Genomic DNA, 14,719 nt, shown 5'->3' with positions numbered 1-14,719 from the left:
CTACTATGAACTCTTTCCTTTTTCTAGTTGTATTTTTCATTTCTATCCTTCCGTGCCAGCTGGCTTTATTGAGTTCTTTCGCAGAGGTAATACAGGTGGCATTCTTACTGCTATTTTTATTTGTCTCAGCATTTTCGGGAGTTTATTCTTTTTCGTGAACCTACACAGTGGAATTAGTGTTTTCTGGGCATTACGTCTTAGCTTTATTTTGGTCTTCTACATTGGATTAATTACCATTTCCTCTCGTATGTAGACAACTTAATTGATTTCGATTGTAAGTGGTTCTAGAAAAAGAGTTTTCTTAGACAGGATTAACAAGATTTACAAGAAGAACCCTTCGAAAACCACTCTGACTAAAGCAGAGATGCGATAAATCGTTCTCCTCGGTTTACAAACAAAAAAGCCCATGCATTTCTACACGGGCTCTTAGGGATACAATCTAGTTTAGAATGATTAGGATTTGTTTGCTAAGGTGGTTCCTGGTTTTGTGGTAACGATTTCAATCTTGCGAAGTGCTTTTTCAGGATCGATTAGCTTTCCTTTGTAGATGACTTCAAAGTGTAAATGTGCTCCGGTTGCTGTTCCAGTTCTACCTACAGATCCGATTACTTTACCCATTTTAACAAAATCTCCTACTTCCACAACAGTGGTTGAGCAGTGAGCGTAAATGGTTTTGTAGCCACCCTTGTGACGAATGATAACTGTGTTTCCGTAACCGCCATTTCTTCCTTTGAATTCTACTACTCCTTCTGCTGATGCTATAACTGGAGTGCCTACTGGAGCAGATAAATCTAGACCAGAGTGATAGTTTCGAACGCTTGGATTGAATGGGTCGCGTCTATAACCAAAACGAGAAGTTGTTTTGCCAGTCAGAACTGGTAAAGCAAACACTTTCATCTTGTATATTGTGCCACCCGCCATAGTGGAGGTAGTGGTTTTTGTGCTATTAATTCTTAAAACTTGTCCTATACGGATTAAATCACCTTTTAGACCGTTGAGTTTTTTGATTTGCTCGACTTTCATCTTGTAACGTCTAGCAATCGTGCTCAGTGTGTCTTTGGATTTAACTTTGTAACCACCTACAACTGTAGTGGTTGGCTTGATGACTGTAGTGGAAATGACGCGAGCAATCTGAATATGTGAGGGAAGCTTATAGTTAGATGATACTCTGGAATAGGTTCCAACACTCTTCGTTGTCTCATCGGCACTTTCTTCATCAGGTGAAAAAAGCTCTTTGATTTGAGAGTCTTCTCCTTCATAGTATTGACCAGACTCAGAGTCAATATATTCCTTTAACTCGTTCTCAAACGAATCGAATGGGCTCGCGAAAGCGACAGAGGTAAATATTACCGTAATCGCAAAAACTATTAAAATCCAGAATTGTATCAGCATCTATTTATTGTATCGTATAAGTATTCAAAAATAGTCAAGCAAAATCCCTATTTTTTTGCCTTTTTATTTTTACTTACGTCCTTTGCATCGTAGTACACTAGCTTTTCAGCTATCAACTGGTCCAAATATTCCACTGTAAACTGTTTTGCCTTGAAGTCTTCGTTGATGATATATGCTACCATCTTTCCAACAGCACTTTCTCTTTCTTCGTTACTGTTATAACACTTAACTTTCAAAATGGATGCAGTTGACTCAATCCATATTTTTACAGAGGTATCCTTTTTTATCACTTCCTTGTTATCTAAAACAAGGTTCTCTTTCACATAATACGTATTTTGCGAATAATGCTCATTTATGAGTGTCAAATCATCTTTTCTGATTAGCCGCTTATTACAAGCTAAAACTAGTACAAGCATGGAAAAAAGTAAATATAATCTGACACGCATCGACATTTTATAAATTAGCCTCAGCTACAACCAGTAGTAGTTCCGCACGAATTACATTTCAGGCAAGAGCCATTTCTGACCATTTGAAACGAACCACATTCTACACAGGAATCTCCTGTATAACCTTGAATTTTAGCTCTCTCTCTTTGCCCTGCTGTGTCTAATACTGCTATGCCGCTACTCTTTTTGTTTGCATTCGCATCATTCTTAGAAATCACTTCAGACAAAGAAATCGGAAGTGGTTTAATTCCAACAGAACTTGGTTTAATTCCGTTTTTAGAAATCTTTGGCTCGGCAACTTCATTCAAAGCATCGGAGCTATCCGAATCCAACCTCCCGGACTTGCCTACTTCATCTCCACGAAGTTCTTCATCCGAAACAACTTGACCTAGATCATAACGACCCAAGTAGGTAATAGCTAACTCACGGAAAATATAATCAATCACAGAAGTGCTCATCTTGATATGTTGGTTTCCATTTACCATTCCATTTGGTTCAAACTTGAAGAAAGTAAATGCTTCTACAAATTCTTCTAAAGGAACTCCATGTTGTAATCCTAAAGAAACAGCGATAGCGAATGCATTCATTAAGCTACGGAATGCCGCGCCTTCTTTGTGCATGTCGATAAAGATTTCTCCGAGTTGACCATCTTCGTATTCACCCGTGCGAAGATAAACTTTATGACTTCCAACTGTTGCTTTTTGTGTGTATCCAGCTCGACGAGAAGGAAGCTTTCTTCTTTGGGAGATATATTTGAGAACAATTTTCTCTGCTGTCTTAATCACTGCCGGCTTATCTTGCGTATCCTCAGCAGTATCTTCTTCTGCGAAATGAAGCATTTCGGAAACAGAATTGAGTGGTTGAGAAAGTTTTGATCCATCGCGGTACAATGCATTTGCCTTAACCATCATCTTCCAGGAAATAAGATAAGCATCTTTTACATCTTCTAAAGTTGCTTCTTCGGGAAGATTGATTGTTTTAGAAATGGCACCACTGATAAATGGTTGAGCAGCAGCCATTGCACGAATATGAGATTGGTAGGATAAGAAACGTTTGCCGTAACGACCACATTTATTTGCACAATCAAAAACAGGAAGGTCTTTCTCTTTTAAGAATGGAGCATTTTCGACTGTCATGGTTCCGCAAACATAATCGTTAGCTTTTCTGATTTCGTCTTTTGTAAATCCCAAGTGCTCGAGCAAATTGAAATTAGGGGCATCATACACTTCTTTAGAAAGCTTCAATGTCTTCGAGAAAAATTCTTCTCCTAAAACATATTTGTTAAAGACAAAGTTAATATCAAATGCAGCAGCCAAATCTCTTTCTACCTTTTGAAGAATTTCATCGGTAAAACCTTTTTCTTTTAAGGCATGTGTATTGATATAAGGTGCCCCGTTAAATGTCGCGTAACCTTTACAGTAATTTACAATTGCTTCCATTTCGGTAGGAGAGTAACCGAGTTTTTTTAGAGCAGGCGGGACAGATTGGTTGATGATTTTAAAGTAACCACCACCGGCTAATTTCTTGTATTTCACAAGAGCGAAGTCAGGCTCGATTCCTGTTGTGTCGCAATCCATAACAAGACCAATCGTTCCAGTCGGTGCAATGACTGTTACCTGCGCGTTGCGGTAACCGTATTTTTCCCCGAGATCTAAAGCTGCATCTGAATCTTCTTTAGCAGCATTTAAAAGATAAGCCGGACAATTAGAAGAATCAATTCCAATTGGTTTTATGGTTAAGCCTTCGTAATCCTCAGAAGGAGAATTATAAGCAGCACGACGGTGGTTGCGGATCACGCGGAGCATATGCTCTCTATTTTTTTCGTATCCTGCAAATGCACCCAATTCACTAGCCATGAGGGCTGATGTTTTGTATGCAGTCATATGCATGATAGAAGAAATAGCACCCGTTACGCCTAACGCTTCTTTTGAGTCATAAGGAATTCCCATAATCATAAGAATAGAGCCTAAGTTAGCATAACCCAAACCGAGAGTTCTAAATTTATAAGAAAGCTCAGCGATTTCACGAGAAGGAAATTGAGCCATCGTTACAGAGATTTCGAGGATAATCGTCCATATATGACAGAGATGACGGAATGCATCTACATCAAAGGTTCCATCTGCTTTGAGAAACTTTTGTAGGTTAGCAGAAGCTAAATTACACGCCGTGTTATCTAAGAACATGTATTCAGAGCAAGGATTAGAAGCATTAATCGGTCCATCTTCTGGACAGGTATGCCATTCGTTAATCGTTGTGTGGTATTGGGTTCCAGGGTCAGCAGAAGACCAGGCAGCATTGGCAATTTTTTCCCAAAGATCGCGAGCACGTAGAGTCTTCGCAGGCTTTGCCGCACGACCAAGCTTGGCTGCTTTTTCATTTTCGGTTCTATTGAATAAATTCCAGTCATAGTCTTTCTCTACTGCATTCATGAATTGGTTTGAAATACGAACAGAGTTATTGCTGTTTTGACCGGATACTGTGTTGTATGCCTCTGATTGCCAATCAGTTGTTAGTTCTTCAAAAAGAATTTCTTTTGTGCCTTGTTTTGCTAAGTCAATGACACGCTTGATGTAATTGTCTGGACAGAAAACTTTTTTGGCTTCGATGATTGCTTTTTTTAAATTCGGATTTTTAGTAGGATCGAACTTGTCGGATTCAGTTGTAGTTTGAAATTCATGACAGGCTTTCATTACTTTATTGAGAGCGCGATTGTTGTGGATGGAGCCAGTGACAAGAGCGGCTACTTTTTGTTCTTCGTTGACTTTCCAATCAATAAACTCTTCGATGTCGGGATGATCCATATCAAGACAAACCATCTTAGCCGCACGACGAGTAGTTCCACCGGATTTAATAGCACCTGCTGCTCTATCGCCAATCTTTAAGAAGCTCATTAAGCCAGAGCTTTTTCCGCCACCGGACAAGGATTCGTTTTCTCCACGAATATTAGAAAAGTTAGTTCCGGTTCCAGAACCATATTTGAATAAACGAGCTTCGCGAACCCAAAGATCCATGATTCCACCTTCATTGACAAGGTCATCATTTACACTTTGGATAAAGCAAGCATGTGGTTGAGGGTGTTCATAAGAAGAAGAGGATTTTGTGAGGACACCTGACTTTGGATCTACGTAATAATGACCTTGGGAAGTTCCGTCGATTCCGTATGCCCAATGAAGACCGGTATTAAACCACTGAGGGGAGTTAGGGGCAGCCATTTGAGAAGCAAGCATGAAGGTTGTTTCTTCATAAAAAACACGAGCGCTTTGTTCATCGGAGAAATAGCCGTATTTGAAACCCCAATACGTCCAGCAACCAGCAAGTCTATGAAACACTTGTCTGGCATCGTTTTCGCCGTAATATCTATCTTCGGGATTGAGAGAATTTAATTTATCGTTATCAGGGACAGATCTTTGGAGCCATTCAGGAATTCCAGGCTCTTCTACTTTACGTAAATACTTAGGAATGCCTTTGCGGCGAAAGTATTTTTGGGCAAGAATATCAGTAGCAACTTGGGACCAACCAGAGGGAACTTGGATGTCATTTGCTTCAAAGACGGAAGAACCGTCAGAGTTTGTGATTTTGGAATTCTTTTTTGCCCATTCGATTCCCGGATATTGGGACTCAGAGCCCTGTGTAAAGTAGCGATGTATTTTCATAGATAAAATTGTCTCCGAATAGTTTTGTCGTGTTATGTCACACTGCATAGTTCTAGAATAATTTCTGTCATTTTTTTTCCTTCTAGCTGTTTTTTTTCCATTTTTGCAAGAAAAATATTCACAAAATTCCATTTCTTCTTCCAATTATTACTTGCTCTTTTTTATATATCCAAAAAACTGACATCAAAACCGTGATAATCCCCTTTAGCTCAGCCGGTAGAGCAATTGACTGTTAATCAATGGGTCGCTGGTTCGAGCCCAGGAGGGCAACTTTTTGTAGCCCATAGGCAAAAAGGGCCCCCCCCCCCCCCCCGCCAAAAGGGGGATTTACTCCTAAAGAATAATCAAAACAGGTTGGGTTTCGGGAGCATCAGCGGAGAAACCGAGGCTTGCTAGACCGCTCCATCAGAGCGGGGGGCGGCATATACTACAAAACTTCGCAACATCTAATTACCACAACAAAGCAATCCTTTTTACTATTTCCAACTTTTTACAACTAGTCCTCCCATTTCGCTCATGCTGTAAAGATAGCATGGCTCAATAACCCATTAGCGTAAGCGTCGTTGTCACTCGAATATGTTAATCAAAGGGTCGATGACTTTTGTGAATAGCCCCGCCCTAGATAATAATGGAATGGAAAGAAAATCGAAGCCATCAAGAGTGATTAGTGGTTTCTTCCGTCAGAAGAAAGGGTGGATCGGATTGCTCCTCTTCCTAAATAGATGTTATGAGCTAAATGAGGCAAAATTTTTTCAACGTTGTTTTTTTTAAAACCTATTTACTTTCGAGAATAAAACTTCCATCCCAATTTTCTGATGGTGGATGGTTCATAAAATTCTTACATCTTTTTATATACATTTCGCTTAATAGATCTTTTTCCAAGTTCTTGAAATGGAGAATTGCTTTTTCAAAAGATAATTGTTTGTAAAATCTTAGTCCATTTTCAAATTCAGTTTTTAGTTCTACCATTTTTTTCTTTTCGATTTCATTATTAAAGCAAAGCACTTCATAGATTTTGATGCTAGTGGTTTTACCTTTTACAATTACAGTATCTACTTCTCTTATAAGAAAGGTAGAATCTTCAATTTCATTCTGCAATTCGTTAAATGTCGTTTGTGAAATTAGAATGGGACAGCTATAAAATTTGGTTAAATTTTCAATTCGAGAAGAAAGGTTCACATTATCGCCTATGACTGTATAATCTAACCTTTTTGCGGATCCTATATTACCCACGATAACATCTCCAGTATGAATTCCTATACCTATTTCGAGAGGAAAGGACAATTCAGTATGAAGCGAATTGAATTCTTTAAGTTTATTATTCATTGAGATAGCAGTCTTTACTGCGCGAACTGCATCATCCTTACTTTCTATCGGAGCTCCAAAAATAGTCATTATCGCATCACCTATGAATTTATCTATAGTTCCTTTATTCTGAAATATTATATCCGTCATAGCAGAAAGATAACCATTTAATAGTGTTACTACTTCGTTAGCTGGCATGGATTCTGAAATCGATGTAAATGATCTTATATCAGAAAATAGAATTGTTACTTTCCGAGATTCTCCACCTGGTTCAATATTTGCATTTTTTTTATACAATTCGCCAATAAGTTGCGGAGGCAGGTATCGTTCCATCATCTTTTTTGTATTAGCTTCTTCCATCATTTTTCTACTAGATGAGGTGATGAAATATCCTATAAATAGCATCAGTATTAAATTAAAAAGCATAGGAGCAAGATTTTCAGCATCGCCATTATTATAGTAGGAAGTAACACTTGTGAAAAGGGCAACGGTGAGAATTGAAGAATAAATTGCTCCCGATTTAGAATATCTGAGTAGGTTCAATAATAAAAGAAAAATTGAGGCAACAAGTGTCACCCAATAAATAAGTTGACCACCTTTGGGAATCGTTGGATCAAAAATAAGCATAAGAGCAATCAATGAATAATCAAAAGTAATCGCGAAAAATTTTATAGCCTCATGGTAAATATTATTTAAGAATAGAAAAAGTATTCCACCTGAGATAAAGGCAACCAAGCAATCTAAAAGAATAGTCCTTAAAGGGGGATTAATTTCTGTATACTGGATAAATCCGAAATAGGCAAGCGTATCGAGTATTAAAGAAAGTGAAAAAAATCCAAAACGAAAAAACGCGACCGTTTTTTCATTTTTAAAAGCTTGCTCACGCAATATACTGTCAATTAGGTTTGATGCCATTTAATATCCTTATTCATAAATAGGTGTTATGAACTAAACGGGGGAAAATTTATCTCGTAATTTACTGCGGATGGTAAAGATTTCATCTATATTTGCTAGGAATATAGTAACCAAATCCGGATCAAATTGTAGACCGCTATTGGTTTGCAAATATTTTTCGATGTCTTGGCGTATCCATGGAGCTTTATAAATGCGTTGGTTACTCAATGCATCAAACACATCAGACAAGCCAACTATCCTTGCTTCAATTGCAATATGATATCCGGATAAACCTCTTGGATAGCCTTTACCATCGAAGTGTTCATGGTGCTCATAAGCAATATTAGCCGCCATCTTAATCAATGGTTTATCTGAGCTGCTGAGTAAATTAAAACCGATTTCGGGATGTTTTTTAATAATTTGGAATTCTGCCTCTGTTAATTTTCCAGGTTTGTTTAGAATTTCAGCCGGTATGCTAATTTTTCCAATGTCGTGCACAGAGGAAGCTACTTTTATCATTTCCGAGTGTTGATTTCCCAAACCATATTTACGTGCTAGCAACTCAGAAATAAGTGCCACTCGTTTAATATGTAAACTTGTTTCTTGGCTGTGATTTTCAATAATTTCTCCTAAGATGTAGATTAATTCTTTTTGGGTTTCAATAATCTCAGCATTCAAACGGATAGATTCGCTTACGTCTTGACCTAAGCATATAAGCGAATGAAGATTACCTAGTGCATTATAGATGCCTACAAAAATGACACTAAATGTATAGAGGTTACTATTTTTTCCAGCTATGTAAATTACCATCGAGCAATAGTCTTGGTCAGTAACTTTTTTCAGGATGTCATTAAAATCACAGTTATTTTTCATAAGCTGACCAATAGACTTTCCAACCAATTCTTTTGATTTATATTGGAGTGGTTCTGATAGTTTTTTGGTGACTTTTAGTATTATACCAGTTGTGTTAATCAGGCAAAGTGATGAGCCGATTTCAATCTTCTCTCCATACTCGTTAAAGTATTGATTTTCATGAGTTAAGCCAGTTTGTTTTTCTAGCATCGAAGCGGCTAATTTTAATTTCACTTTTCTTCCTCACATCCCAAAATTCTACTCAATCTATTCCTTCTTACTACTAATCTGATATAAACAATAAGAGTCTATCGGAAAGCGGGTAAAACTTTTATATTGAATAAATTCTCAATTTGCATATTAGACATTAGCTTAATAGATCGTGAATTATTAAAATATCATCCGGTGTTTCTTTATTTGATTCAGTGTCTTTCTAGTAAATTGCATTCAACTTCTCGATAATTCTATCTCCTTCTATCCCACAAAGTTAAAGCGTAAAGCAAAAGTGGACTTTCGTCTCTTTCATAATGAGGTGTTATGAACTAAACGGGGGAAATTTCTCCTCTCAAGAAATATTCAACAATGTAAAGTTTTTATTGCAAAAGACGATACAGCCAAGGGAAAGCCTGCTCCAACCTCGATCTTGTTTCAGAAGGACATCCTACTTTCAATAATCCTTTCTTAGTTCTGTTTCATATAGAATAGATGGAACTGCTTTTTTATCTCTATAATTCAGTTTTATCGAAGTTTCTGTGCGCGGAATTAAAAAAGTAATGAAAAAACTGCCATAATTATCGGGTAACAATTCAATAACATAATCTTTTGCGATTGGCACATGATTGCCTTTTAAATATGCTTCTTGCAATCGATATTCTCTACCATTAACAGTAATTGCGTAATTATCCGGAGAATAATCAATCTTCTTGCCTGTTTTATTTCTTAAGTGAAAATACCCGCCCACACACATAAGTTCCAGATCTTCGGTAGAACAGCCATACTCTATTTTTCGTGTATGCATGTGTTTATTTTTCTTATCCCAGCTTTGTTTTATTAATTTGATACCCGCCATTCCTCCAAATTGAAGTCGTGTTATTTCAAGTTGAACTTTTATTTTACTATCCAGGGGAGAAAGTTCATAATCAGCTTGAGATTTATTAATGGCAAAAATCTTCTTTGTAAACTCTGTTAAATTATACTCAAATGAATGCTGATAAAGAGTTATCTCACTATCCTCTGAAAATATTGCAAACGGTATAAAAATCCAACCCATAAAATATTTCGAAACTGGATATCCGTCTAGTAACAGTTCTCTTGCGAATAACGTCTTTTTTCCTTCACTATTATAATAATTAATAGTAGCCAGCACTACCTTTTCGCTTACGTAAGGTATAACTCCCGCACTAAGCAAAAAAATGGCAGAAGAAAAACGATTAGGACTAATCCTTCTCCGTAGTTCGATTTCTATAATATTTCTTTTCTTTTGCTGTCTTAAATCATACGCTTCGTCAAATATTTTATCCCCGGTTTTATAAATCCCTATTATTTCAAATTTCCCTTTCCCGTCCAAATCCATTTTTTGTATTGATTCGCCGATAAAACTTTGAATTAAATTTTCATTTATATCATAGTATTCGTTTAAATAAACAATCACCCCGGTTGTATGTTCTAAATGCAACTTGTAATTAAGCTTTTTCTTATCAATGATATAATGATAACAGGAACCCAGTAATAGAATTGTAAAAAATAGAAGTCTGCGTTGCATGATATCTCCTTTTTACCGCTGATTTAAATCAGGGGAATACCTAATAGCTATCACAGAATAATCATCCAAGAGAATAACATCTTTTTCTATCATTTGTAATTTTTCTTCAGGAATTCCATTTTCAGCTTCAATATAAGATAATATTTTTCTTTCTAGTAATATTCATCCAACTTCCCCCATAATTCTCTCCCAATCTAAATCCCTAAATTTAAAAGCTTTGCCGTTGCGAAGGCTGGAATATTCCGAGCATATTTTTTTGACTTTTCCTATAGAGCCTCTATAAAATCATGTAAGACAGGCGACCATGAAAGATAGATTATTAAAAATACAACAGAAATTCCTGAAAATAGATGAAGAGCTTTCAGGTCCTAATTTGAATTCACAAAAATTAAAAGAGCTATCAAAAGAGCGCTCTAGACTCACGCCCATATATACCAAAATAGAAGAATACTTCAAGACAGAAAAAAATCTAGAGGATGCAAAGGCTCTCATAGCAAGTGAGAGTGATAGCGAAATGATTGCTATGCTCAAGTCAGAGCTAGAAGAGTCTAACGCGTTATTAACCTCACTGACAGAAGAATTAGAAGTAATGCTACTTCCTCCAGATCCTAATTCTGGAAAAAATGTTCTAGTAGAAATTCGAGCAGGGACAGGTGGGGAAGAAGCGGCATTATTCGTTGCTGATTTATTTAGAATGTATACCAAGTATGCAGAAAAAAAACGTATGAAGTATGACATCATTGACATGGCGCAAACAGGTCTTGGTGGTTACAAAGAAATTGTATTCTCTATTGAAGATGAAAGAGCCTATGATTTATTTAAGTTTGAGCCAGGTGCACATCGGGTTCAGAGAATTCCAACAACGGAAGCGGGTGGTCGCATTCATACGAGTGCTGTGACTGTAGCAGTATTACCAGAAGCAGAAGAAACAGAAATTAGAATCCAAGAAAATGAAATTCGTGTAGATGTATTTCGTTCTTCCGGTCCCGGTGGACAGTCTGTCAATACAACTGACTCGGCAGTGCGCATAACGCATATTCCTACTGGGCTTGTGGTAAGTTGTCAGGATGAAAAATCACAATTAAAAAATAAAGACAAAGCAATGCGTATTTTACGCGCTCGGATTTTGGAAAAGCGAGATGAAGAAGCTAAAGCAAGCTCGGATGCACTTAAAAAACAAATGATAGGATCGGGGGATCGTTCTGAGAGAATCCGCACCTATAATTATCCGCAAGAAAGACTTACTGATCATCGAATCAATTTCACAAGCCATAATCTATCCGCTATCCTAAACGGAGACATGGATGATTTGCTCAATGAACTTGTGCAAGCAGATAGAATTCAAAGACTACAAGAAAGTAAAACCGCGTAAGCTTCCGTATAGATTCCTTTTACCTTCCTTCGTATCAAATATACTATCAACTATAGTATTAAGTTTAGTGCCAAATATACTGAAAAACCCTTTCTGACTATACTTGGCACTAAATCTAGGACTATTGTTGGCAGTATACTTACTGTATCCCCAATTACAACAATCTAAGAATTTTATTCACCGCGAAGGGCATGAAGATCACGAAGCTAGTAAGTCTAGTAAAATCAGTGTGCTATTCCTGTTCGGATTTTATGAGGCTATTGGTTGGTGAGTGGGGAAAGAGAGTGTTTAAAAGAGGAACGGGAAATGAAAAAAAGTAGAGACATATCGTTATATGCCTCTACTGGTTGGAAATTATCTCTTAGGCATTACTACTATATCAACTCGGCGGTTTGCTGCTCTGTTGGCTTCGGAGGTATTTGGTTTAACTGGGTTTTTATCGCTAAGTCCTGCTGCGACAAATTGAGTTTTACCAAGACTTCCTTTGTTCAAGTATTTTAGAACTGTCAATGCTCTTTCAAAAGAAAGATGCCAGTTGTCTTTTAGTTTACTGGAAGATGGAAGTGGCTTACTGTCAGTATTTCCTTCTACTTGGATTCTTTCAGAAGAATGTTTCTTTAGAACTTTGATAATATTATCTAATGTTCTTTTTCCTTCTGGTGTTAATTCTCTTGAACCGGATTTGAAGTTTACTGTGCTTGCGAGGCTAACGATAGTTTTCCCACCCTTGCTAGTAATCTTTGCACTTCCATTGGAAATTGCATTGGACTTGCCGCCCTTTTTGATTTCCTTTTCGAGTGCCTCTTCTAGTTTTTGAGCTTGTAGAGTTAAACGCTCAACGTCTTCTTTGTGCTTAGAGGTTTCTTCTTCTAATTGTTCTTTGGAAGAAGCTAAGTCTGTTTCAAGAGTTTCTTTGTCTTCTTTTAACTCAGTGATTTCTTTGTTTAATGCTTCGATTTTGGATTCGTATTCTTTTTTAAGCTCATCCATCGCAACATTCTTTTTATCAATCTCTTTTGCATTTTTATCGATGCTAGCTGTTGTAGCCGCTCTTTCTTTGTTGATTTTTTCTATTTCTTCATTCGCTGCTTTGATTTGAGCCGCTTTTTCTTCTTGAGTTAGAGTTTTGTCAGATTCGATTTTTTCGATCTTGGTTGTAATCTCGATAATTTTGGTTTCGAGAGTTTTATCAGCCTTAGATGCATTCAAATCTCTTTTGAGTTGATCTCTTTCTTTTGTGAGAGTCGCCAATTCTGTTTCTAATTGTTTGATTCTTGCTTTGGATGCTTCAGGGGATAATACAGATTCTACCGTTGTCTCTGTAGTGGTTGTAACAGTTGTTTCTGTTGCAGTTTTTGCCGCTCCATTGACAGGAGTTACATCGGTTGTTTTCGCTGCATTCGGTGTAGTATCTGTTGTCGTTTTCGCAGGACCTACAACTGGTGTTGCATCTGTATTCTTTGCCGCCGCTGTTTCTGTTGTAGTTGTAGCAGTAGTAGTTGTTGAAGTTTCTTTTGCAGGCTGAGTAGTGTTAGCCGCTGGAGTTGTTGTTGGGCTAAGAGGATTTGTTTTGGAAGTATACATATTATTGTAATTAGTATCCAATTCCTTTTGCAACTTATCTCTCTGTTTTGTCATTTCAGCTAAGTCAGCTTCTAGTTTTTTTGCTCTTGCTAGTGCTTCTTCTAAACTTGCATTCGATGCAATCACAGTGGTGGTAGTGCCATTGGTTGTAGCCGGAGCCACTTTAGCAGGAGAAGATTCTGTTTTATTTTCTATCGTAGTATAAGGATTAACCGGTTCCCCGATTGTTGTTGGTCTTTGGTATCCGTAGATTGCTGCGATGTCTCTTTGTAATTGGTCTCTTTGATTGGTGAGACTATTTACTTGCGCTTGCAAATCGGCAATTTTTTTATCTTGGTCAGTTGTTGAAGAAGACTTTACAGCTTCTGTTTTTGCTTCCGTTGCAGCAGATTTTACAGGCTCACTTGGAACAACTACTGGAGCAGCTTTTGCCACAGCCAATTCTTTTTGTAGTTTATCTCTTTCTGTGATTACATCGGAAAGTTTTGCTTCTAAGCTTTTCACTTTAGCTTCTGAATCTTGTAACTTTGTTTCTGCACTTGTTGAAGTAGGTGTAACCGCTGTTGAATTGTCTGATGTTAAACTGGAACTAGTGGTGGTCGTAGAAGTTGAAGTAGTAGAATTTGTAACAGGTTGATTCTTTTTTAAACTTTCGATATGGCTGTAAGTAGCTGCCAAATCTTTTTGTAATTGGTCTCTTTGATTTGTTAAGCTATTTACTTGTGCTTGTAGCTCTGCATTACTAGCATTAGCTGCAACATCTGTAGAACGAGATGCACTTGGTGTTGGAACTACAGTGCTACTAACTGTATTTTTCTCGGTAGCATTTTTTTCTGCTCTTAAGGCAGCGATTGTGCTTTCCAATTCCTTAATTTTATCCTGAGCTTGCTTTTCTGCGAAAGTCTTTGCTTGTAAGTCTTTCTCGACTTGCTCTTTTTGTTTTTTGGTAGTTGCCAATTCTTTTTCGAGAGCAGCAATTCTATCATCGGAGGTTTTGCTTACTACATCTCTTGCCGCAACTCTGTCTTTCTTGTCAGCTTCTAACTCAGTATTGTATTTTTTTAGCTTTTCGTTTTCGGCTTTCAGAGCTTCAGTGTCTGTCGTGTATTTGGTTTCTAGCTCGGCGTATTTGAGATCGAGCGCCTTTTTTTGTTCCATCAGGTCTTTGAGTTCTGACTTCCAGTAGAAGAAGAGAGCCTCTTTTTGTTTTGGGTCTGCTGGAACTTTTTCTGTTGTAGTTTCTTGTGCGATCGTTAGATCATGGCTTATTATTAGGAAAACAAGCCCATATAGCAGGGAGCGAATGTACTTTTGATTCATTATATTACCTTTAAATCCTGAGAGTTCTTTTGAAGGTAAAAATTTAGTAACCTAGAGTCAAGAAAGAAGTTTTATTGAAAGATAATTTTTTTTCAATTCGTCTTTACATCTTGCTTGAATAGAATACTTTGCATAGAAA

The 14,719-nt window shown here is 37.3% G+C and carries 9 protein-coding genes; 2 read left to right on the top strand and 7 right to left on the bottom strand.

Going from position 1 to position 14,719, the window contains the following annotated elements; translation table 11 throughout:
* Positions 1–453: 453 nt before the first annotated feature.
* The 6 genes from IPH52_20255 to IPH52_20230 form a co-directional block, all read right to left on the bottom strand.
* Positions 454–1,392: a peptidoglycan DD-metalloendopeptidase family protein gene (locus tag IPH52_20255; protein ID MBK7057334.1), complete on the bottom strand. Its 939-nt coding sequence runs from the start codon at positions 1,390–1,392 to the stop codon at positions 454–456.
* 47 nt (positions 1,393–1,439) lie between these two features.
* Positions 1,440–1,808, bottom strand: a complete 369-nt coding sequence (locus IPH52_20250; protein ID MBK7057333.1) for a type II secretion system-associated lipoprotein — start codon at positions 1,806–1,808, stop codon at positions 1,440–1,442.
* A gap of 50 nt (positions 1,809–1,858) precedes the next feature.
* Positions 1,859–5,491: a vitamin B12-dependent ribonucleotide reductase gene (locus tag IPH52_20245; GenBank protein MBK7057332.1), complete on the bottom strand. Its 3,633-nt coding sequence runs from the start codon at positions 5,489–5,491 to the stop codon at positions 1,859–1,861.
* A 774-nt stretch (positions 5,492–6,265) separates the two neighbouring features.
* Positions 6,266–7,711, bottom strand: a complete 1,446-nt coding sequence (locus IPH52_20240) for an adenylate/guanylate cyclase domain-containing protein (GenBank protein ID MBK7057331.1) — start codon at positions 7,709–7,711, stop codon at positions 6,266–6,268.
* A gap of 33 nt (positions 7,712–7,744) precedes the next feature.
* Positions 7,745–8,776 (bottom strand): HD domain-containing protein, encoded by a 1,032-nt coding sequence (locus tag IPH52_20235; GenBank protein ID MBK7057330.1) that lies wholly within the window; start codon positions 8,774–8,776, stop codon positions 7,745–7,747.
* A 433-nt stretch (positions 8,777–9,209) separates the two neighbouring features.
* Positions 9,210–10,217 carry a hypothetical protein gene (locus tag IPH52_20230; protein MBK7057329.1) on the bottom strand — a complete coding sequence of 336 codons (1,008 nt, stop codon included), beginning with the start codon at positions 10,215–10,217 and terminating at the stop codon, positions 9,210–9,212.
* Positions 10,218–10,608: 391 nt separating this feature from the next.
* On the opposite strand from IPH52_20230, the gene prfA reads away from it, so the two are divergent.
* Positions 10,609–11,676 (top strand): peptide chain release factor 1, encoded by a 1,068-nt coding sequence (prfA, locus tag IPH52_20225; GenBank protein MBK7057328.1) that lies wholly within the window; start codon positions 10,609–10,611, stop codon positions 11,674–11,676.
* A 103-nt stretch (positions 11,677–11,779) separates the two neighbouring features.
* Entirely contained in the window at positions 11,780–11,947 is a 168-nt protein-coding gene (locus IPH52_20220) for a hypothetical protein (protein MBK7057327.1), read from the top strand.
* A gap of 83 nt (positions 11,948–12,030) precedes the next feature.
* On the opposite strand, the gene IPH52_20215 is transcribed toward IPH52_20220, so the two are convergent.
* Positions 12,031–14,580: an OmpA family protein gene (locus tag IPH52_20215; protein ID MBK7057326.1), complete on the bottom strand. Its 2,550-nt coding sequence runs from the start codon at positions 14,578–14,580 to the stop codon at positions 12,031–12,033.
* Positions 14,581–14,719: the final 139 nt, after the last annotated feature.

The sequence above is a fragment of the Leptospiraceae bacterium genome, from assembly GCA_016708435.1.
In the GTDB taxonomy this organism is placed as follows: domain Bacteria; phylum Spirochaetota; class Leptospiria; order Leptospirales; family Leptospiraceae; genus UBA2033.
This window is presented reverse-complemented; position numbering and strand designations above follow the sequence as displayed.